The sequence below is a fragment of the Bacillus sp. FJAT-27445 genome (assembly GCF_001510665.1).
Lineage (GTDB): Bacteria > Bacillota > Bacilli > Bacillales > Cytobacillaceae > Bacillus_D.
Genome location: NZ_LMTI01000001.1, coordinates 313,028 through 334,763 on the forward strand (window position 1 = coordinate 313,028; position 21,736 = coordinate 334,763).

The 21,736-nt window shown below is 40.9% G+C and carries 18 protein-coding genes and 1 pseudogene; 15 read left to right on the forward strand and 4 right to left on the reverse strand.

Annotated elements, in window-relative coordinates:
- Positions 1-36: 36 nt before the first annotated feature.
- Positions 37-981 (reverse strand): LCP family protein, encoded by a 945-nt coding sequence (locus AR337_RS01510; RefSeq protein WP_059170242.1) that lies wholly within the window; start codon positions 979-981, stop codon positions 37-39.
- 323 nt (positions 982-1,304) lie between these two features.
- On the opposite strand from AR337_RS01510, the gene AR337_RS01515 reads away from it, so the two are divergent.
- The 10 genes and pseudogenes from AR337_RS01515 to AR337_RS01560 all read left to right on the forward strand — a co-directional run bounded on the left by AR337_RS01515 (position 1,305) and on the right by AR337_RS01560 (position 13,553).
- Positions 1,305-2,000 (forward strand): response regulator transcription factor, encoded by a 696-nt coding sequence (locus AR337_RS01515; RefSeq protein WP_059170815.1) that lies wholly within the window; start codon positions 1,305-1,307, stop codon positions 1,998-2,000.
- 3 nt (positions 2,001-2,003) lie between these two features.
- Positions 2,004-2,939, forward strand: a complete 936-nt coding sequence (locus AR337_RS01520; RefSeq protein ID WP_059170243.1) for a sensor histidine kinase KdpD — start codon at positions 2,004-2,006, stop codon at positions 2,937-2,939.
- 143 nt (positions 2,940-3,082) lie between these two features.
- Positions 3,083-4,006, forward strand: a complete 924-nt coding sequence (locus tag AR337_RS01525) for an ATP-binding cassette domain-containing protein (protein ID WP_059170244.1) — start codon at positions 3,083-3,085, stop codon at positions 4,004-4,006.
- Positions 3,999-4,679, forward strand: coding sequence for an ABC transporter permease (locus tag AR337_RS01530; RefSeq protein WP_059170245.1), 681 nt, complete (start codon positions 3,999-4,001; stop codon positions 4,677-4,679). Before AR337_RS01525 ends, AR337_RS01530 begins: the two co-directional genes overlap by 8 nt.
- Positions 4,680-4,833: 154 nt before the next feature.
- Positions 4,834-5,181 (forward strand): MFS transporter, encoded by a 348-nt coding sequence (locus tag AR337_RS01535; RefSeq protein WP_253701486.1) that lies wholly within the window; start codon positions 4,834-4,836, stop codon positions 5,179-5,181.
- 170 nt (positions 5,182-5,351) lie between these two features.
- Positions 5,352-6,423 (forward strand): annotated as a pseudogene (locus tag AR337_RS01540) (DUF3626 domain-containing protein).
- A gap of 333 nt (positions 6,424-6,756) precedes the next feature.
- A complete protein-coding gene (gene cydD, locus AR337_RS01545; protein ID WP_059170247.1) occupies positions 6,757-8,493 on the forward strand; it encodes a thiol reductant ABC exporter subunit CydD in 1,737 nt (578 codons plus the stop codon).
- Positions 8,490-10,208: a thiol reductant ABC exporter subunit CydC gene (gene cydC, locus AR337_RS01550; protein WP_059170248.1), complete on the forward strand. Its 1,719-nt coding sequence runs from the start codon at positions 8,490-8,492 to the stop codon at positions 10,206-10,208. Before cydD ends, cydC begins: the two co-directional genes overlap by 4 nt.
- Before the next feature lie 1,252 nt (positions 10,209-11,460).
- The gene (gene rsgA, locus AR337_RS01555; RefSeq protein WP_059170249.1) at positions 11,461-12,534 is read left to right on the forward strand and encodes a ribosome small subunit-dependent GTPase A; all 1,074 of its coding nucleotides are present in this window, start codon (positions 11,461-11,463) and stop codon (positions 12,532-12,534) included.
- Entirely contained in the window at positions 12,531-13,553 is a 1,023-nt protein-coding gene (locus AR337_RS01560; protein WP_059170816.1) for an aminoglycoside phosphotransferase family protein, read from the forward strand. Before rsgA ends, AR337_RS01560 begins: the two co-directional genes overlap by 4 nt.
- 57 nt (positions 13,554-13,610) lie before the next feature.
- Here the strand turns inward: AR337_RS01560 and AR337_RS23900 are convergent, their stop codons facing one another.
- Together AR337_RS23900 and AR337_RS01565 are read right to left on the reverse strand one after the other, a co-directional pair.
- A complete protein-coding gene (locus AR337_RS23900; RefSeq protein ID WP_301335700.1) occupies positions 13,611-13,742 on the reverse strand; it encodes a hypothetical protein in 132 nt (43 codons plus the stop codon).
- A 29-nt stretch (positions 13,743-13,771) separates the two neighbouring features.
- Entirely contained in the window at positions 13,772-14,140 is a 369-nt protein-coding gene (locus tag AR337_RS01565) for a hypothetical protein (protein WP_156424272.1), read from the reverse strand.
- Between the two features lie 543 nt (positions 14,141-14,683).
- On the opposite strand from AR337_RS01565, the gene AR337_RS01570 reads away from it, so the two are divergent.
- A complete protein-coding gene (locus AR337_RS01570) occupies positions 14,684-14,896 on the forward strand; it encodes a hypothetical protein (RefSeq protein WP_059170251.1) in 213 nt (70 codons plus the stop codon).
- Between the two features lie 331 nt (positions 14,897-15,227).
- Here the strand turns inward: AR337_RS01570 and AR337_RS01575 are convergent, their stop codons facing one another.
- A complete protein-coding gene (locus tag AR337_RS01575) occupies positions 15,228-16,103 on the reverse strand; it encodes an alpha/beta hydrolase (protein WP_059170252.1) in 876 nt (291 codons plus the stop codon).
- A 395-nt stretch (positions 16,104-16,498) separates the two neighbouring features.
- Between AR337_RS01575 and fdrA the strand changes: the two genes are divergently transcribed.
- The 4 genes from fdrA to AR337_RS01595 all read left to right on the forward strand — a co-directional run bounded on the left by fdrA (position 16,499) and on the right by AR337_RS01595 (position 21,645).
- Positions 16,499-18,046: an acyl-CoA synthetase FdrA gene (fdrA, locus tag AR337_RS01580; protein ID WP_059170253.1), complete on the forward strand. Its 1,548-nt coding sequence runs from the start codon at positions 16,499-16,501 to the stop codon at positions 18,044-18,046.
- A 2-nt stretch (positions 18,047-18,048) separates the two neighbouring features.
- Positions 18,049-19,476 (forward strand): DUF1116 domain-containing protein, encoded by a 1,428-nt coding sequence (locus AR337_RS01585; protein ID WP_059170254.1) that lies wholly within the window; start codon positions 18,049-18,051, stop codon positions 19,474-19,476.
- An 82-nt stretch (positions 19,477-19,558) separates the two neighbouring features.
- Positions 19,559-21,100 (forward strand): hypothetical protein, encoded by a 1,542-nt coding sequence (locus AR337_RS01590; RefSeq protein WP_059170255.1) that lies wholly within the window; start codon positions 19,559-19,561, stop codon positions 21,098-21,100.
- Between the two features lie 95 nt (positions 21,101-21,195).
- On the forward strand, positions 21,196-21,645 hold the full coding sequence (locus AR337_RS01595; protein WP_059170256.1) for a nucleoside deaminase: 450 nt from the start codon (positions 21,196-21,198) through the stop codon (positions 21,643-21,645).
- Positions 21,646-21,736: the final 91 nt, after the last annotated feature.

Genomic DNA, 21,736 nt, shown 5'->3' on the forward strand with positions numbered 1-21,736 from the left:
AAAAAAACATTAGGGCTATAGGAATCGGAAGTATGGTCAAGGCTTACTTTTTCCTCTTCCTAAAAACCTATCAAGTGCTGCCTTATTTTGTTCCAAATCCACTTCTAGTACTTCTCCAATGCCTTCATGACGTTCATTTGTAAAACTGCCATCTTCCGGGATACGGATTGTTTGTATTTTTCCACTTTCATTGGTCAAAATGTCTTTTCCAATCGTCAAGAGTGTAGCAGTGTCAACGTCTGTATCGATGTATGTATGTAAAACTCCTACTAGATCAGGAAGCTTTGCGACACTTTGAAGGCTTACAGCTTCATCCTTTAATTTTGAGACGACTTCTTGCTGTCTTTGCACCCGGCCGAAGTCACTTAAACGATCTTTACGGAAACGAACATATCCTAACAGTTCTTTGCCATGAAGTCGTTGATTCCCTTCCTCTAAAGTCATGCCGATCCCTTCAGACATCTCATAGGGTATATCTACTTCAATTCCATCGGGAATGAGTAGGTCGACAGCTTTTTCGAATCCCTTAAAGTCGACAATTGCATAATGATGAATATCCAGACCAAAATTTAATTGAATGGTCTTCCTTAATAATTCAGGTCCTCCGTATGCATAAGCAGCATTTAATTTTTGCTCTCCATGGTCCGGTATGGATACATACATATCACGCATAAGCGAAATAAGTTTTGCCTGATGAGTATTGGGATTATAGTGAGCTATCATTATGGTATCGGTTCTAGCTTGTTTTTCTCCACGAGAATCACTTCCTAGTAAAAGAACATTTACTGCGTCTTTTTTACTTTTCTCCCCTTGAAACGAATGCTTTGCTTCAACTTTTTTTAATGGTTGATTAACCTTTTTTACCGTTCCTTCTATAAAATGAAATACAGTAAAAAGACCAACCATAAAGATACTTAATAGAAGAAGGGCAGTCGTTACTCTCATCCATCTTATCTTTTTTCTCTTTCTTGTTTCTGCCATACTTGCACCACCTGGGCTGAATAATAAATATCATGCTCAACTAAACAAATAAATTAATAGGCGTATCTTCAGTTTTTAATATGATGAATCAAAAACTGAAGGGGTTGCCATCTTTTTAACTGGCAGTAGATATTATCCCATAATAACATTTCATTAGTTGATAGATTGGATTACATTTGTTTAAAATTCTGTTTACAAATTTTCGTTTTTTACGCTGGGGAAATGAGAATACAAGATAATAGGGGTATGTTGTAAGAAAAAGAATGAATATTGCCATTTATGGAAAATTGGGTAATACTCAAAAAAGGAATGGAAGTGATAATATGCAAAAGAATGTTCTGCTCGTAGAGGATGACAGAGAGATTAGTAAATTAGTTAAAAGCCACTTGGAACAAGAGAATTTTACGATACTAACTGCATTTGACGGAGAAGAGGGGTTGGCTCTTCTTGAAGAAAATGAGGTAGATTTAATCTTACTAGATTTAATGCTTCCTAAGTTAAGTGGGATGGATTTTCTAAAGCAAATAAGAACAACAAATTTAGTTCCAGTCTTGATCATTTCAGCCAAAGGGAGTGATCTGGATAAAGCGTTAGGTCTTGGTTTTGGTGCAGACGATTATATTAGCAAGCCTTTTTCTATGGTGGAACTAACCGCAAGGGTACACGCTGCAATTCGAAGGGTTACACAATATCTTCCTTCAGAGAATGTAACTCCGACAACTATCCTTCATTTTAAAGAGCTTTCTCTTGACTTAAAAACCTTTTCAGCTGTTGTTAAGGGGAAGAACGTGAACCTTACATCAAAGGAATTTCATATTTTAAAACTTTTTATGACCAATCAGAACAGAGTGTTTACAAAGGAGCAAATTTACCATTTCATTTGGGAAAATGACTATTATGGTAATGAAAATGTGATTAACGTACATATTAGAAGAGTTCGGGAAAAAATAGAAGATGATCCGTCCAACCCGCAATACATTCGAACGATATGGGGAATCGGATATAAATTAGGTGAATAACTTATGATCCTCTTATTAAGTATAGTTATAGTTGTTTTACTTGTGATTATTGGAGTGCAATTTTATTTTAGGAGAAAAATGAAAAGGGATCTTAACGAAATACAAAAAAAACTCTTCGATATAATTGAACAAAAGACTTCCGAAAAAGTGTTAATTCAAACGGATCAGAAAGCCATTAAACAATTCCTCATTCAAATTAACCGTCTTTTAGATTACAACCAACAAGTCATTGCGGACTATGTAAAAACGAAAGAAAGCCTACGAAAACTTCTGTCTAACATGTCTCACGATTTAAAAACCCCTTTAACCGTAATTTTAGGTTATGTTGAAAAATTAAATCTGGACAACAGTATGAGTGTGGAAGAACGGGGCCAGGTCCTGAACCGTCTTCATCATAAAACTCAAAACGTAATAGCACTGCTCAATCAATTTTTTGATCTTGTAAAACTCGATTCTGGCGATTATTCAATCCCTTTAAGCAGGATTTCTATTAATGAAATTTGCAGGAAAAATGTGCTGGAGTTTTATAGCTTGCTGCAATCAAAAAATCTTCAGGTTGAAGTGAACATTCCAGAACTAAGTCATTACATTCTAGGAAATGAAGAAGCAATAAATCGGGTCTTAAGCAATCTAATCTCAAATGCCATCCGTTATGGAAATGATGGAGGGGTGTTTGGGTTAGCCGTAAGGGAAGATGGGGATTATATTGCGATTGACATTTGGGATAAAGGGAAAGGTATTGCTAAGGTACATCAAGAGCAGGTGTTTGAACGTTTATATACTCTGGATGATGCGAGAAATCCAGAATTTCAAGGAAGTGGGCTCGGATTAAGCATAACGAAACACTTAGTCGAAGCAATGAAAGGTTCCATTAACTTAAGCAGCATACCTTATGAAAAAACGGTCTTTACTTGTGCTTTCCATCGAATTACGTATTAAATACGATCCAAGAGAGGTGTTCAGGTAGAACGGCCTCTTTTTTGCTATCAACAATAAACTTAAGAGATTTGTAAGGATTGAGAAAGAAAAAAGATATACTTGATGCTTATGATGAAAATAGATAAAGGAAAGGAGAAATCAGAATGTGTAGTGTGGTGAAAACAACCGGGCTTACGAAAAAGCGAAAAGGAAAAGAACTGGTTACCAATATAAATCTTCAGATTCATAAAGGAGAAATTTACGGTTTACTTGGTCAAAATGGCGCTGGTAAAACAACGATTATGAAAATGCTCACTGGAATATTGAAGCCAACAAGTGGAGAGATCGAAATATTTGGGCAGAAGCTTACCGAAAGCTCGAAGTTTATGTTAAAGAGAGTCGGAAGTATTATTGAATATCCCATCTTTTTTGAGCACTTAACTGCGATAGAAAATTTGAAGCTCCATTGCGAATATTTGGGATACTATGATGAAAAAGGAATAAAACAAGCGCTGGATATGGTTCAATTAAGAGGGATTGAGGATAAATGTGTAAAGGAATTTTCCCTAGGAATGAAGCAGCGACTTGGGATAGCGAGAGCTATTATTACCAAGCCTGAACTGATTATTTTAGATGAACCTACAAATGGTCTCGATCCGATCGGGATAAAAGATACCAGGGATTTAATCTTACTGCTTAACAAGGAATACGGAATAACCTTTATCCTATCCAGTCATATTTTAGGAGAAATGGAACAGGTTGTGGACAGGATTGGCGTAATAGATAATGGAAGGTTGTTAAATGAAGTGACATTGGAAGAAATTCAAAAACAACGATCAGATTATATCGAGCTGTTGACAACAGATGTTCAAAAAACACTCTTTTTACTTGAAAACGAACTCCATATTTCGAATATGAAATTGATTCATGGGAATAGGATTCGGGTATATGATCTGACTCATTCCCAAAGCGTTATTTCCAAATTGTTGATTCTCCATGATATTGGCATTGAAGAAATTCAAAAACATACTAGCTCCCTGGAAGACTATTTCTATGAGCAAATTAATGGAGGTGAAAAAAATGTTTAAATTAATGCGATTAGAATGGAAAAAATTAAAGCAGCTTTCTGTTATTAGTGAAGTCATCATTTACTGGCTTATTCTTATGTTTATGCCTTTGTTTTTAATAAAAATAGCGATGCCAGTTTTGGGGCAAAACTATGCTGCGGCCATTGAACATCTTAATTTGAATATACAAATGGGTTTCATCTTGTTTGGGGGATCCCTTATCAGTCAGGTTTTCATTGATGAATATAAAAATAAAACGATTTCACTTGCGTTTGGATACCCCATTAGCAGAAAAAAGTTGTCTATGGCAAAAGTGCTGTTTATCTCACTTTTTGTCTTTCTTGCTGCGATGATTTCCTTTATCTTAACAGGTCTGACAACCTATTTACTTGATCAGGTTTTTCCTTTTATTAACGGACAGCCAACTAACTCAGATATGATCACCTTTTTAAGTAGTATGATTTCCGGTTCGCTTATAATTACCTTGATTAGTTTCATACCACTCTTTCTCTTTGGGATTTTGAAAAGAGGAACAATATCGACCGTTATATGCTCAATACTAATAATGAATTTACCGAAACTCTCATATTTCATTAATTTTGATCAGGAGTTCATTCTTGCAGTCATGTGCATACTCGGAGCACTTAGCATATATCTTTCCATTAAAACTGCGGAGAGTGTAGGGGAGATTTAGTTTTGAATGCATAGGGAGGTTTACATGTTAAGTAAAAAGAATTGAATAAAGTGGCTAAAATAGCAATAGAGGTTAACCCCCAACGAAATTAAGGGAGCATAAAAGCTTTGTTCGTTTTTGGATTGCATCCACAACATCAAACTTTGGCACATATATTACGACTATTGCTCTGCAAGTATTAGTGGTGGTTAATATGGGAGGAAGTGCTGTTGATGTTGACTGGGTTTCAGCATCTAGATGGCTTCCGTATGTACTGTTGGGATTAATAGCGGGGGTTTTGGTTGATAGTTTTCACAGAAAGACTGTACTGGTGATAACAGATATGGGGAGTGGCATTATATTTGCTATTATTTGCTTTTTGGCTGTCGCAGAAGTACTAAGTATTGGCTGGGTAATGGTCCTGCTCGTGCTCCTTGGCGCCATGTCCATTTTTAATGATGTTGCCCACCGATCCTTTGTGCCACAATTAGTCCCTCGTCTGGTATTTTACAATCATAAATAGCCTTCTTACTCAGGAAGAAATTGATGAAGAATACGGGTTACCAGATGTGGATGTATTAATACGTATTTTAACTAATTAGTATTTCTGATAGGTAGTTATCGATTTATTTGAATCTGACAACATAAATGAAGGCGGACTGTTAGAAGGTAAATTTTACTAGTCCTCAGCAACTGGCATTAGACTATATTACGGATTATGCCAGGAAAGAAAAGAACGAAGCCGACGAGACAATAAACCATGTTTTAAAAATGTCGAATATCCCATTTGAAACTTTCGAAAAGGCGGTTGCATTTTGAAAGCTAATGCAAGAATTGGGCTCCACTTTCATCCTGACCGGCCTGATTCAACTATGAAAAGCGTTGCCGAAGGGCTATGAGAGCAGGGAAAATATAAGAGCCAGTTTGAAACACTGATATCAAATGGAAGTGTCTCTGCTCATCCTGGTGGCGCGCGAGACCTTTGGGAGAATAGGATATTTGGGGGAGCGTATCAAACGGAGGGTTCTATAAATGAGCATCGTCCAAAATACGGTGCACTGAATGTAATGTTACAACCTGACGGACCAGCTCCACGCTTTGGCTCCTGTTACTTTCTTTTAAAACCCGAAGTTTCTTATCGTTCTACGTTTACCTATCTTGATTCGCATCAAGATCCAAAGGAAAAAGGTACTTATGAAGAATTCAGCCTCATTTTGGCAGCCATGTTGGAAGATGCATTTACTAGTGAACACACAATTGGCGAAAGGGACATGCCGCCAGTCAAATTAGTGAATTTTTTCATCGAAAATCTTCCGAAACCGTTAAAGGACCCCGCTACAAAAGAACAAAAACGAAACCTTAATCACTACATCGAAGCCCAGGTTCAGGGTGAAGTTTCACTAAAAGAAGATGTAGAGGTTCTTGTCGCAGATCCTTCCTTTAAAGGTACGGAAATAGGAGAAACTTTAGAAAAACTATGCCAAACATATTCGATTAAATTATATTGGCATAGGGGCTTTTCTCTAAAGGAAGAAGAAGTTCCTTCTGACTTTAGAGGACCGTCAATGCCTTCCATGGCAAAACTGATTGCACAAAATAATTGTATTAATGCACGTGTAATTGGTTTAGCCTTAATGGACTTGCACAGAAATCCTGACAATTGGCTCGAGCGAGGGTCTTCAAGGATGTTCTTCAGGAGTTAAAACTTTTGTGGCATGTTTTAGTCCGATATGGAAAGCCGCTCATGCAAAGTCATGCGACCTGAGTCAAAAGCAAATCCACCTTCGTTGGCTACTTGGCCATAGGAGGGTACTATCTTTTCGCCTTTTAACCAGATTAATAGCTTTTATTAGTTTTAGAATTTTAAAATGGTATACTAAATTAAAGCGTAACTTGCTCTTCTTATATAAATTAGGCCTTTAGCTTAAATGTACATACATAAAGATTCTAGAAAAGAAACGCGGGCATGGTACCGGAGACCGTGTGAGTCCGGAAAACGATACTAGACGTGTCCCAAGCCTTCAAAATTTCATTTTGGGGGTTTTTATTATGGCCGTAAAACTTTTAATATTGATTACTTCACATGAGGAGGCATGGAATGAAAAACGATAAAGCTTTAGTTTCGGCACACAAAAAAAGTTTCATAAGCCTCTTTTTATTGTCTTTGCTAACAGGTGCCATGATTATAGGGCAGGCATATTTGCTTGTCGCGATTATTGATGGTGTGTTTTTAAAAGGACAGACATTTCTTGAAATCTTTCCAATGTTGGGGGGATTATTGTTCATTTTATTAGGGAGGGTCTTATTTAGCTATTTAAGTCGGCGTGTAGGAATTCGCATGGGTTCCAAGGTGAAAAGTGGTTATCGCAAATCTCTTTTAAACAATTACATCCGAAACCCCATTCTATCCTCATTTCGCGGTCAATCAGGAAAAAAGGTAAGCATGATCATGGATGCTGTTGATGAAGTGGACAGCTACTTTAGCCAGTACCTGCCACAGGTAGTCCAGTCATCAATCATCCCGCTCTTCATCCTTATCGTGATTATTACACAACATGCAAATACAGGATTCATCATGCTGATTACCACACCTTTTATTCCAATTTTCATGATCCTTATCGGAATCCAAACGAAAAAGAAATCCGAAGAACAGCTTGAAAAGCTCGGTGAATTTTCCGGTAAATTCCTCGATACATTACAAGGCCTTGTGACACTTAAATTGTTTGGACGTGCTAGGCAGCAAAAAGACGTAATTAAAGAAAGCAGCTTGAATTTCAGGGAAGCCACAATGGAAATATTAAAGGTGGCTTTCACGAATTCTTTTATGCTGGAACTGATTACGATGCTGAGTATTGGTCTAATTGCCCTTGAAGTTGCGCTGCAGATGATTGTGTTTGATGGAATTACGTTCTTTGCAGCTTTCTTTGTTTTACTCCTTGCACCTGAATTTTACGGATCTCTAAAAGAACTTGGCACTGCTTTCCACAATGGCCGGAGCAGTATGGGGGCGTTGGAAAAGATAAAAGGGGAATTACAAGAAACAGGACAGACGCCCGTCAGTTGGGGAGATTTACCTTTGGAGAAGGGCGAGACACCACCCGAAATTCTATTAAAAGGATTACACTTTAGTTATAGCGAGGGAGAATTTGCATTGAATAATATAAATGCAGAGTTTCCGCCATATAGCCGAATAGCCATTGTCGGCCCAACAGGCTCCGGAAAAACGACCTTGCTGCATGTTATTGCCGGCCTTATTCCTCCCTCCTCGGGAAAGATAATCGTGAATGGCAACCCTCTGACAAACTATAAGGAAGGGCAATGGTTTAATGAACTGTCCTATATTTCGCAGCACCCTTATATATTTTCAGGCACGATTGCGGAAAATATTTCGATTGGCGGGCATGCCGGGGCCACTCATAGCGAAATTAGACAGGCGGCTGAACAGGCAGGGATTGCTAGTTTAGTAGAATCACTCGAAGATGGATATGATACCCACGTCGGAGAAGCAGGGAGGGGGCTGTCGGGCGGTGAGAAACAAAGGCTTGCACTTGCAAGAGCTTTTCTGAAAAAGCCTTCCGTCATTCTTTTTGACGAGCCGACAACTGGACTTGACTTGCATACGGAACGTATTTTACAGGCATCCATTGAAAAACTGTCGCAGCATGCAACCGTGATCACCGTTGCACATCGTCTCCATACGATTAAAAATGCGGATTTGATTCTATTTTTGGAAAATGGAAGAGTTGTTGGGGCAGGAACGCATGAACATTTAATCAATGAAGTTCCTGCATATCGCGAAATGGTTGCCATTCAGCAGGGAGGGATGGCTCAATGAAGCATTTAGCAATTGTCACAAAATTAATGCTGAAGGAAAAGAGGGATATCCTCTATTCAATTATTGCCGGCTTTATTGCCGGGATTGCGGCTGTTGGCCTTTTTGCAGCGAGCGGCTATCTTATCTCAAAAGCCGCACTGGAACCGCCATTGTTTGCATTAATCCTATTGACATCTACGGTGAAGCTGCTTGGATTTATTAGGGCATTGACACGATATGCAGAACGCTACTTTTCTCATCGTGCTACATTCACTATTTTAAGTAACGTGAGGGTAGCTTTTTTTGAAAAACTGGAACCTTTGGCACCTGGTATTTTTGAAAAATACCGCAGTGGTGACTTGCTTTCTCGCATTGTCGGTGATGTTGAAACACTGCAGAATTACTTTTTACGGGTTTTCTATCCGCCAATTGTTTTGATGATGGTTTTTCTGAGTACTATTTTATTCACAATGTACTTTTCAATCTATACAACCGTTATTCTACTAATCGGATTAATTTTGACAACCTTTGTTGTCCCAGCACTGTTTGCGGTGAAACTTCGGAAAATCACCAGCCGGGTAAGAGAAGAAAGAGGAGAGCTGTCAACCGAAGCGACCGAACTTTTACACGGTTTTCGTGATTTGAAAATTTACCAAAAGCTGCAGAAACAAGAGGACCAAATCAATGAAACCTCGAGAAGATATATTCAAGAGCAGGAAACCGAGGAAATCAATATCGCCTTCAGTAAATCCACCAATACGTTTATTTCGCTGTTCATTGCATGGGCTGTTTTAGGAATCGGAGCTTACTTTGTTTCTACCGGCCAAATGGATGGAATCTTTCTCGCGATGCTTGTCATGATTACCCTTACTGTTTTTGAGGATGCAGCTGCAATGGCTGTGTTCCCAATCTATTTGAATGATAGCAGCCGGGCGGCAGAGCGTTTAGCATCTGTCATTAGCGAGGAAGAAACTGCCGAAAAGGAGCTGGACAACGAGGGTGAGCTTCCTTATAATACGGCTTTTTCCATCGAGATGGAACTTGTCACGTATACCTTCCCAAATGAATGGAGAAAAGCTTTGGATGACATTACAATCCAATTGCCAGCGGGTTCGAAAACAGCCATTGTTGGTCCAAGCGGTTCTGGAAAATCAACATTGCTTTATCTTCTTATGAAAATGGTTCCTGTTAATCAAGGCGATATTCGCATTAATGATCAATCAATTTCAGATATCAGCCAGGAAAACCTTTGGAGTGAAGCCAATGTTGTTTTGCAGGAAAACCACTTTTTCTATGGAACGATTCGTAGCAATTTGCAGTTAGCGGGGGATGATTTGACTGATGCCGAAATGGAAGCTGCTCTAATGAAAGTAAAGCTTGACCATTTTTCGTTGGAATATCCGGTATTTGAAAAAGGAGAAAATCTTTCCGGAGGTGAAAAACAAAGACTGGCTATCGCTCGCGCCTTGCTGAAAGGAAAGCGCAACTGGTTTTTAGATGAGCCCACATCATCCATCGATGCATTAACCGAGCAGTTCATCTACAAACACCTTTTCGACCAAGCAAAGGATGATACCTTGATTCTCGTCAGCCACCGCCTCAATGGAATAGAGAAAATGGATCAAATCATTGTCATGGAGCAGGGTAAAATTATCGAGTCCGGAACATTTGCAGATCTCATGCAGAAAAAAGGGTATTTTTATGAAATGAAAGAAATTGAAAAGAATTTGCTTTAAATAGAAGATATTCCATTGGGCATGGAGCAAACTTCAAAACCGCTTGTGACCTACATGCTAGGTCAGGTGGGGGGCACTTCCCATGCAGTCCGTCAAACTTTACAAGATTAACCGCACGATGAGTTTTACTCGTGCGGTTTTTTCTATATATTCATAAGATTGTTGGAGAACGATTTTAACAAGGTTCCCTCTGTGATGCTTTTATTAATAAGGCTATGTTAAATGTCAATTTTAATTTATAGCACTAGGATTGGAGTTGTGGGTACTCTACTGCTACATGCTCACCAAACGCCCCACGGAAATTGAGCATCCTCGTGATGGATAAAAGATGCCTGTCCCTGATGTTCATTCCAAGCAACTTCCCTTTGTTAAGCGAAAAATCTAAAGTCTAATTTAACTAAGCCATTTAAAAAGGTGATGGTTACGGGTTTGCAAGTAGGATCAGGATTGATTACGGCCAAAGGATTTTACCACTTACGCCATGTTTTTTACCAGCGATTGCCGCAAGACTTACCACTCGTTGCCAATTGAGTTTACCAATGGGGATAACGTTAAGAATTTTGAAGGATAAAAAAGCCTAACACCACCGTATCTTAAATGAGGAATTAGGCTTATGATCTTCAACAAACGCGCCCGTTTGTAGAACAGAGAGTACCTATTGGTAATTAATACTATCATACATTCCTATCCTTAATGCTTAAGTAAACTTGGTCTGTACCAACTGATCCAATAGAATAAGCGCTCCTGATTGTCTACTATTACGCTGAGTCGTTCGATGAACAGGTCGTCATCGACGCCGTTTCCATCAAAGAACTTGAGGAGGCGCCCACACTGACTTGTGATACTAGCAAGTTGTTTATCAAAGACAGGCTCGATGGAGCAAGCTGACACAATCTGCACCGTCAGGATGCGCTGTCAGGTATTGTTTTTTTCAAAAATAGGTTATTCTATAGATAGCTTAGCGATAAGCAAGTTCCTGACACGAAGGGAGATGTTTTTAATGGCAACTACTTATATGGTGGTTTGGTCTTAAACTGAATAGTAGGCATACGCGAAAAAAGCGGGAAAACGCCCGTATTATTCGGCATGCCTTCCAAAGTAACCTTTCGTGAATATTGCTGTTTGCGAGATACGATATGAAGGTCGTATTTTTTTGCGTCCTAATGCCGCGCGACAGCAGCTTCTTTAGAGGCTGCTTGTCCGTGGCATTTTTGCGTCCAAAAAACAACATTAAAGGAGCCTAACAAAAACCATGATTGATTTAAATACCTATGGCTACACAGAAATAGAAGCAATTCCCGACGGATTATTGCCCGGCAGGGTGAAGGAACTTCAGCGCGAGCGCTTCACTGTCGTGACCAAGCACGGCGAAGTAACGGCAGTACTTAAAGGAACGTTCTATCACAGCGCGGAAACGGGTGTAGACTTTCCGTGTGTCGGTGACTTTGTCTTAGTGCACTACAACGAGAGCGGATATTCTCTCATCGTTACAGTTCTGCCCCGCCGATCTAAATTCTCACGTGCGAATTACTCAGGGCATGCTGCAGGCTATGCCAAAACCATAAGGGAGCAGGTCGTTGCAACCAACTTTGACTATGTATTCATCCTCTCTTCTCTGAATTGGGATTTCAACGTGTCACGTATCGTACGATACCTGACACAAACCAGGCAGAGCGGCGGCCAGCCGGTCGTCATTCTGACCAAGGCTGATCTCGTGGAAGACTACAATCTCGCGCTCACAGAAGTTACACAAAGCATCCCTGATGTTCCTGTTCACGCAATTTGCAGTCATACAGGCGTTGGGCAAAATGAACTCAATCCCTACTTGATGCCTGGTAAAACAGTCGTCTTTCTCGGCATGTCCGGCGTCGGTAAAACGTCTCTGCTCAATTCGTTGATGGAACAGGACGTAATGAAGGTTCAGGCAATCCGAGAGGATGACAGCCGAGGGCGACATACGACAACTCACCGTCAGCTGTTCATGCTCCCCTCCGGTACGATGGTCATCGATACGCCGGGTATGCGTGAGCTTGGGCTATTTCATGCCGATGATGGTATACGTGCAAGCTTTAACGATGTGGAGGAATGGTTCCTACAATGCCGATTTAAGGATTGCCGTCATCAGAACGAGCCGGGCTGTGCAGTTCTTGCTGCACTTGCTGATGGTTCGTTGCCGCTTGAACGGTGGAATCAATATGTTGCCCAGCGGCATGAGAACAAGTATGTCCAAGGCAAAACGAAATACCCCATCGACAAGAGGGCTCGAAATAAAAGGATCGCCACGCAGAGCAAGCAAACGAAGAGAAAGGGAGGATGGAAGAAATGATTATTAAACTCGAAACGCTGATCTATGCCTTAAGCCGACAGTTCAAGATGGATATCATTTATGCCGACTGCCAAACCACGCAATTACAGGGCGGAACGGTGGGAAATGTATACCTAATAACGGGAATCGCCGAAACCGCGGATGGTGAAAAATTGCCATACCGTATCGTACTAAAAATCCAGAAGAAATGGGAGCGTTACGGAGATCCAGGTTCATGGCGACGGGAATATGATCTATATGCGTCTGACTTGGGAGCGACTTTCTCGGATGCCTTCCGGTGGCCGACATGTTATCACGCCGAGATCAAGGCCGATGAAAATGAATTCCAGCTGTGGCTGGAATATATCGATGGCGTAACCGGTTTAGACTTGACCGGTGACATGTATGAACAGGCTGCGCTGGAGTTAGGACGCTATCAAGGCAAACTGTATATGGAGCAGCCCGCTGTATTGCATAGCCTGAACAACCTGAGCCATGCAGATCTCATGAAGAATACGTATCTGCATTACCGGTCATGGCCGGTCGTCTACAATTATATACGCTCGGAAGACTGCGAATTGCCGCAGCACTTACGGCAAATGCTTATCGACATCGATAAGCAGGCAGACGAGATACTAGCCCGCATCGAAAGACTGCCCCTCGTGCTTTGCCACCGGGACTTCTGGGTGACCAACCTGATCTATGCCGACGGGAAAATCGCGCTCATTGATTGGGACACATCCGGATGGGGTTACTTGGGAGAAGATCTCGCAAGCCTGATTGCGGATGAATCGGATATCAATCACATGGTCGAATACTACCAGCGATGCGTCCCTGCGTATTATAAAGGATTTTCGGAGTATGTGGATGTATCCCATATCGCTGATAATTGCGTCTATGAGTTGATCCTTCTCGTATTCGGGTACAGGCTTGTGGAGTCGTACCTCCACACAGAGGATGATGACGAGAAGACAAAGCATATCCTTACGTTCCAAAATATCTATGAAATGAAGACCACCCCGTGCAAGGTTGACTTCTAAAAAAGGTACTCCAAAAACCCTTGAATGTAGTGAGTTTTTGGAGTTTCTTTCATTATTTCATTCGCTCGTGGCCTGCGGCTTGCTCGTGATGTCGTAGACTCCGCAGGACATTCCAGTCAGTGAATCAACAGAGGAATTGACAAACGTTTGCGGCATCACATCTGTTGCCACATGTGTCGAGTAACTCAATAACATGGCCAGTTTGATGAATGGACGCTTTATTTGTAGTACTTGCCGTTGCTTGTAGTGCAGGCGCCGAAAAGCAAAGATGTGCTCTCAAAGCTTCGCTTCGTCGCAAAAGCCGTTCTTCGTAACGACTTTTCCTGCGGGAACAGCGCGAGCTGAAGACCCCACAGGAGCGCGTCCTTCGCGACGAGGAGGCTGAAGCCGTGCCCGCGGAAAGCGTGCGCCGAAACGGAAAGCAACTGTTTAAATATGCTGCCTTTTAAACTAAATGGCCCGTGCGGAAGACTGATCTTATTGAAAGTTAACCAAGTTTGTATATCAAGAATAACATCCCTATTTCTGAAAGGGATGTTATTCTTGATATACAAAAGGTATGAAGTGGTAAAGGTTTTGTCACTCACTGGTACAATCTTTGTCACTCGGTGGTAAAAAAGATGGCAGAAGTGGTACATTCCTGCGGCTGTAATCAAGGATTGCTTTGTGATTAGCTGGGTTTAGGGAAGGGTACGATATACCTTCCTATGATAGAAAGATTAGTAAAATTTAATTTTTGTTGGGTTTTCAATAATTTACATTTTTGTCGAAAAGTATTTTTAAGTTTCCAGTAAAAAATACCTTGACAGCTAAAAAAATATAGGTTTTTTTATTAAAAGGATTACTCGCCAAGCTTAGTCCTAGAATCTAATATAGCAAGTGGTCTATTCTTTGTGACTCTGCAGAAAATTTCCTCTTTCCTATATTATTAGATTGATAGAGCCGGCGAAAAAACAGGAAAGGGGTATTGAATGAAAAAAGGACAAAAAAAAGACCGTAGATGTCCTTGTCGGGGACAACCTACGGTATGAACAGATAACACTGTCCGCAAAAATGTTTATTAGATGATTAAAATATAACATACCGTGGTTGCCTCCGCAAGATAAAAACAAAATGGAGGTATACCAACAATGGAAAACAATGTAGGTATGAAATTAATTTGCACAAGGTTTGTACGAAAGGCAGACGGAACAATCCTATATCCTAAAAACGGGGATAAAATTTGTTTTTGGGTAACCGAGGAACAGAACCGTAAATATTGGGAGAAAAAGGCGAAGCAGAAAGCCAAGCCTATGAAAACCCCGAAAAAGAAAGAAACCGACAATGAACCACAACAAGAATAAGGCTTAAGTTAAAAGGAGACCCTTGCGGACAGGGTCTTCTTTTATTGTAGTCTTTCAAATAAATGTCCCTAGCCAATGAAAATAAAGTTTTTGTTTCAGAGTTCTATAGTTATTATTTCTTTGGAAAAGTTATTTCTGGAAGGAGTATATGAGGAGTTACCATCACCGTTTTAAAGTATTTTAACCGTTTTACCTACCTTCATAAGAATAATCACTTTATGCAGTTCCTTTATAGCATGATTTAGTACCTGTTAAATAGTTTCTTAACTACTGCCCTTTGGGTTTGCCCTTAAAAATTTATAACGTAAATATGTGTACAATACTAACTTAATCAAACACATACCTGTTCCTTAAGAAACCCAACAACCTCCCCAAGTGCTTCCCGCACAACCGTGTCATTGAAGTTTTTTTCAAATACATGCTCACCATTTGGTATTGTGATTAACCTGGCTGGTACTCCGTTTTTCACTAAGGCGGCTCTCATAAAAACGGATTGTTCGTAAGGAACGTCGATGTCCTTCGTGCCGTGCAGGAATAATGTTGGTGGAAAGTCCTGATTCACTTGATGAATGGGAGATAACCGTAAAAGCTCCACTTGATCTAAAGCAGGATTGAAACCGGTAATCTCATTGACCCAGACGCCTTGCTGCCTTGCATAGAGATAATAAAGGTAACGCTTTTCGATAGGGCCTTCCGAAATGATTTCATCTGATATAAGCCCCAAAGCAAGTTCGCGCGGTATTAATTCCTTCTGGCGATAAAAGACGCTTGGCTCGGTAGCCCATTTTGCACTGATGTCACCGTACCCATAAAAAGAAACAATAGCCCGTGGCTTCTCTTTCAACAAGCCGGTACTAAGCGCAAGAAAACCACCTGCAGATCCTCCAACAACTGCTATCCGCTCAGGATCAATAGAGAATTGGTTCACACACTTTGTCTTTAGCCAGCGAAGAGCATCTTCCACGTCCTCGAGTATGTCAGTAAGCTTGGATTCCGGCGCCAGCCTGTAATCGATCGAAAAAACAGCAAAACCATTGTCCAAAAACAGCTTTAGTAATTCCTCGCTTATATCTTCCCTGGAGCCCCAAATAAAACCTCCGCCATGAATATAAACCACAACAGGAGCTTGATTTTTGTTTACTCCATAAAAGTCAGCTTTCAATTTAAAATGACTTCCATCTTTATAGGTAACAGTTTGCTTCTTCATACAAATCCCCCCAATTTGAAAACCAAAAATCCCTACTTCCAAATCTTTTAATAATAATAATATTTATCGAATCATAAACTTGTACCAGGTTTCCCCTACGGCCATGTCATAAAGTGATCACAAACCATTGTGCACGTTGCCCAATCGGTTTCGATTTTTTTTGGTTTTCGTAAACAATGTGTAATTTAGGCATGCAGTCTAAAATAACAAGTGTAGAGCAAATTGCTTTCCTAACAATGTAAAGGATTTCCCGAAAAGGTACAACAGTTGGAAAAGCTTTTTGTCATTGTAGTTGGATTATTCAAAGGGAAGTGACACTTACAGGATAATCACAATCATTGGATTGTTCTTTTAACCGAACAGTCTAAAGCAAATATGAAAGCAGGAGGTCAAGTATGACTATACAAGTAGTAATTAAACCAAACACATATTTTGATTCCGTATCGTTAATGGCCTTATCAACGAAGGCAAACCAAGTTGAAGGCGTTGACCAGGCCATCATCGCAATGGGAACGGAAATGAACAAAGAGGTTATCCGCAACGTTGGATTAATGACCCCGGAAGTTGAAGAAGCGAAGACAAGTGATTTGATGATTGTTGTAAAAGCAGCAACTGATGAGTTGTGCGAAAACGCTTTCAAAGCAATCAATGATTTAATGACAAAAAAAGATACTTCAAAAGGAAGCAAAGGGGAAGTGAAATATTCAACGATTTCATCCGCTGCAACCAGCATTCCTGAAGCGAACTTTGCGGTTATTTCTGTAAATGGCGCTTATGCGGCCAGGGAAGCAAAAAAAGCACTTGAAAATGAACTTCACGTAATGCTTTTCAGCGACAATGTAAGCATTGAGGAAGAAATCGCGTTAAAGAACCTTGCTCATGAAAAAGGTCTTCTTATGATGGGACCGGACTGTGGAACAGCGATTATCAACAATGTTGGCCTGGCATTCTCAAATGCGGTTCGAAAAGGAAGCATTGGTATCGTTGGTGCATCCGGAACAGGCAGCCAGGAAGTTAGTGTCCGTATTCATGAATTCGGCGGCGGAATCTCACAATTAATCGGTACTGGCGGCCGTGACTTGAGCGAAGAAGTTGGCGGGATTATGATGCTTGATGGCATCCGTGCTCTGGAAGCCGACGAAGCAACTAAGGTGATCGTTTTAGTCTCCAAGCCACCTGCACCAAGTGTGGAAGACAAAATTTGCGCTCAAATTAAACAGTGCACAAAGCCAGTTGTCGTGTGGTTTATTGGCGGGAACGAAGAAAAAGTGGTAGAAGCGGGCGGCCATTTTGCAAAAATGTCCAAAGAGGCTGCGCTTAAGGCTGTGCTTTTAACAGGGGTAGATAAAAGCAAAATCAATAAAAAAGCACTGAACATTCCATTGGTTCATGAGGTTCGTGCAAAATTAACATCTGAACAAAAATACATTCGCGGCCTATTCTGTGGCGGAACTTTATGCGACGAAGCCATGTATACAGCGATGGAAAAGTTCGATAACGTTTTTAGCAACATCCAAAAGAACCCGGATTATCTTTTAAAGGATAATAATGTTAGCCAGGAGCATACATTCATCGATTTTGGTGACGATGAATTTACCCAGGGCAAACCACATCCAATGATTGATCCTACTGCTCGTATTGAAAGATTCAAGCAAGAAGCGAAGGATCCGTCTGTAGGGGTTATCGTGATGGATTTCGTTCTAGGCTTTGGTTCACACGAAGATCCAGTTGGCGTGATGCTTCCACACATTATCGAAGCAAAACAACAAGCAGAACAAGAGGGAAGACACTTGGAAATTCTCGGGTACATTCTTGGAACAGAGCTAGACCAGCAAAACTATCAGGAACAAATTGATAAATTAGTAGCTTCAGGGGCAACACATGCATCCAGCAGCCAAAACACCGGGTTATTAGCTCGTGAATTCGTTGTGAAAGGAGAATAATTGTGAGTAAAATTAATGAACTTTTTAAATCTGACATTCATGCTATCAATGTAGGAATCGAATTTTTCAAAGATGATATTTTAAAACAAAATGCCAAGGCAACTCATCTCGAATGGAAACCGCCAGGCGGCGGGAAGCCGGAAATTATTGCAGCTTTAGATAGCCTTGAAAATCCAGCCATTGCTGAAAAAATTGAAGAAGCCAATAAACTTGCTGTTGAAAGAATTGTTAATTCCCAGCCAGTGTTGATTGGATTTGATCAAGCGATTAACTGTGTTCCGGGTATGACAAAAACAACAATTCTTCATGCTGGCCCTCCAATTGCATTTGAAAATATGAGCGGCCCGATGAAGGGAGCCGTTACAGGGGCTCTCGTTTTTGAAGGTTTGGCTAAAGACATCGAGGATGCGTACAAAGTTGCGGCATCAGGAGAAATCACGTTCGCACCATGCCATGAGCATAACTGTGTTGGTTCGATGGCCGGGGTAACTTCAGCTTCCATGTACATGCACATCGTCGAAAATAAGACTTACGGAAACATCGCTTATACAAACTTGAGTGAGCAGCTATCAAAGATTTTACGGATGGGCGCCAATGATGAAAGTGTCGTCAATCGTTTAATTTGGATGCGCGATGTCTTTGGACCAATTTTAAAAGAAGCAATGGAACTTCATCCAACTGGAATTGATTTGCGATTGATGCTTGCACAAGCTCTTCATATGGGAGACGAGTGCCATAACCGGAATGTTGCCGGTACAACTCTATTAATCCAAGCGTTGACGCCATACATTTTACAAACAAGCTTCACAACAGAGCAAAAGGTAGAAGTGTTCGAGTTCGTTGCAAGCAGCGACTATTTCTCCGGTCCAACATGGATGGCTATGTGTAAGTGTGCGTTGGATGCTGCGCACGGAATTCCAAACAGCACTGTTGTTACAACTATGGCGCGTAACGGAGTCGAATTTGGTATCCGTGTCAGCGGTATGGCTGGAAACACTTGGTTTACAGGTCCTGCCCAAAAGGTTGTCGGCCCAATGTTCGCAGGGTACAAGCCAGAAGATGCCGGGTTGGATATTGGTGATAGTGCGATTACTGAAACATATGGCATTGGCGGATTTGCAATGGCGACAGCTCCTGCGATCGTTGCTCTTGTAGGCGGCACGGTTGAGGAAGCGATCGGCTTTTCAACCCAAATGAAAGAAATTACAACGACTGAAAATCCAAACGTAACGATTCCATTATTGGATTTCATGGGAATCCCAACAGGAATCGATGTCCGTAAAGTAATGCAAACAGGCATTAAGCCAATTATTAACACCGCGATTGCCCATAAAGAGCCGGGGGTTGGAATGATTGGTGCCGGTATCACGTATCCACCAGTTGAGGCATTTGAAAAAGCATTACTTGCTATTAGCGAAAATATTCAATAGGTTTTAATGACACCTTGGGGAAACCAGAAAATTCCCGGTTTCCCTCAGTGTCTCCAATAAATCAATTTAAGGGGACCTTATTATGGGAAAAGTAGCTTTTTGGAAAAAGGGAGACATTGCTGCATCCTTCGGTTTGTTCGTTAACGTTTTAACAGACTTTTTGGTAATGATCTCATTATTAATTGGCGTAGTTGGTATGCCAGCTGAGTTTGTTTTTAAACGGATTGTTCCTGGTTTTGGATTTGCTGTACTTCTATCAGGTATTATTTTTGCTTATTTTGCCTATAAATTAGCCAAAAAGACAGGAAGAACAGATGTTACCGCATTACCATCAGGTTCAAGTTCGCCTGGAATATTTCTTATCGTATTTGTTATTATGCTTCCTTTATATCATCAAACACAAGATGCTGTTTTCACAACAACTGTCGCTGTAATTTGGGGCTTTGTTGAGGCTTCCATTTTGTTCTTAGGTGCATTCCTTGGCGAAACGATTAGAAAGATCGTCCCAAGAACTGTATTGCTGGCAGCCCTTGCTGGACTGGCATTTGTATTCCTTGGTATGAACCCAATGCTGCAGTCTTTTGAAATGCCTATCGTTGCATTTGTTGCACTTATCATCATCTTCATGAACTGGTTAAGTAAAAATCCAATATTTAAGAGAGTACCAACCGGTTTATTACTGATCGTAGTTGGAACTGCAATTGCTTGGATAGCTGGATATCAAAATCCTGCTGATGTTACCGAAGCTCTGAAATCATTCGGCTTTAATCCTCCTATGCTGCATTTGAATGGACTTGCCGAGCATTTTACCGCTGCTTTGCCATATCTATTAACTGCTGTGCCTCTAGGACTGGCAAACTACATTTTTAACCTCGAAAATGTTGAAGCTGCTGCTGTCTGTGGAGATGAATATAAAACTCGTGATGTAATGCTAGCAAACGGTTTTTCTACTGCGGTGGGCGGCCTTTGTGGAAACCCATTCCCAGTAACAGTTTATGTTGGACATGCTGGCTGGAAAGAAGTTGGCGCAGGTTTAGGCTATTCAATTGCTAGCTCTGTTGCAATATTCCTATTATCGATTTTCAGTCTAATGGGTCTGTTGCTAGCTGTTGTCCCAATTGCCGCTATTGTTCCGATGCTCGTATTTATTGCAATCGTAACAGGGCATCAAGTTGTCAAAGAAAGTCCGAAATTTGAAGCTCCGGCAATCTTTGTATGTTTCTTCCCATGGGTTGCGAACTGGGCCCTTGTTGCTGTAAATAATGCACTTTCAGCAGCTGGTATGTCAGTAGGCGAAGCCGCTGGCCAAGTTTCTTCATCCGCGCTCCACAATGCAGGCCTTTTCTACGACGGCTTGGTTGCTCTAGGTAATGGCGCACCTATCTCTAGCGTTCTCTGGGGCTGTATCGCGGTATTCACGATCCGCAACACGCCTATTGGAGGCATCATAGCTGCAGTACTAGCAGCAGCCTTAACTTTTATTGGTGCAATTCACACATCCACTATTGGACTTGCGCAAGCAACGGCAATGCCTTTCGTTTGGGGATATCTCCTCATCGCGGCATTCCTAGCGTATAAACTTTATGTAAATAAGAAAGATAATATTGGTCCTGTTACAGAGTAAAAATGAATCCCACCCAGGAAAAGGGCGTTTTGCTCCTATTCCTGGGGTTGATTTAAGACGCGGGGTCATTTAACAAAACCAGGAGGAATTTTGATATGGATTATATGAAATTGGCTGCAGACGCAACGTTGGTAGGAATGGTCAACAAAGTCGGGGGGCCATTCGGCGCAACAATCGTACGCGGTGATGAAATTGTCGTTGTTGTAAGCAACACAATGATGAGGGACACTGACGTATCTGCCCATGCTGAAATGGTTGCTATTCGCGAGGCTACTAAAAAACTAGGCACGATGGACTTATCTGACTGTGTCATCTACGCGACATGTGAACCTTGTCCAATGTGTGTATCCGCCATAATTTGGTCAGGCATTAAAGATGTATATTACTGTAATACGAGTGAAGATGCTGATAAACATGGCTTCTCTGACATGCACCTCCGCAAGTATTTAACTGGTGAAGATAAAAGTGTACTCAACATGGTCAAGGTAGAGCAAAGAGAAGATTGTGATGAATTGTTTGAGTTCTTCCATAAATTAAATAAATAACGTTCAATGTTTATTCATCAATCTCCGGTATTGTACCAACAGTACCGGACGTATTTTTTTATAGGCTGGCTTTGATAGCGTTGATTGAAGC

Coding starts and splice junctions, on each gene's coding strand:
- AR337_RS01570 (WP_059170251.1), top strand. CDS start 14,684: ATGGAAAACAATGTAGGTATGAAATTAATTTGCACAAGGTTTGTACGA.
- cydC (WP_059170248.1), top strand. CDS start 8,490: ATGAAGCATTTAGCAATTGTCACAAAATTAATGCTGAAGGAAAAGAGG.
- AR337_RS01515 (WP_059170815.1), top strand. CDS start 1,305: ATGCAAAAGAATGTTCTGCTCGTAGAGGATGACAGAGAGATTAGTAAA.
- AR337_RS01520 (WP_059170243.1), top strand. CDS start 2,004: ATGATCCTCTTATTAAGTATAGTTATAGTTGTTTTACTTGTGATTATT.
- AR337_RS01590 (WP_059170255.1), top strand. CDS start 19,559: ATGGGAAAAGTAGCTTTTTGGAAAAAGGGAGACATTGCTGCATCCTTC.
- fdrA (WP_059170253.1), top strand. CDS start 16,499: ATGACTATACAAGTAGTAATTAAACCAAACACATATTTTGATTCCGTA.
- rsgA (WP_059170249.1), top strand. CDS start 11,461: ATGATTGATTTAAATACCTATGGCTACACAGAAATAGAAGCAATTCCC.
- cydD (WP_059170247.1), top strand. CDS start 6,757: ATGAAAAACGATAAAGCTTTAGTTTCGGCACACAAAAAAAGTTTCATA.
- AR337_RS01510 (WP_059170242.1), bottom strand. CDS start 981: ATGGCAGAAACAAGAAAGAGAAAAAAGATAAGATGGATGAGAGTAACG.
- AR337_RS01525 (WP_059170244.1), top strand. CDS start 3,083: ATGTGTAGTGTGGTGAAAACAACCGGGCTTACGAAAAAGCGAAAAGGA.
- AR337_RS01575 (WP_059170252.1), bottom strand. CDS start 16,103: ATGAAGAAGCAAACTGTTACCTATAAAGATGGAAGTCATTTTAAATTG.
- AR337_RS01560 (WP_059170816.1), top strand. CDS start 12,531: ATGATTATTAAACTCGAAACGCTGATCTATGCCTTAAGCCGACAGTTC.
- AR337_RS01530 (WP_059170245.1), top strand. CDS start 3,999: ATGTTTAAATTAATGCGATTAGAATGGAAAAAATTAAAGCAGCTTTCT.
- AR337_RS01595 (WP_059170256.1), top strand. CDS start 21,196: ATGGATTATATGAAATTGGCTGCAGACGCAACGTTGGTAGGAATGGTC.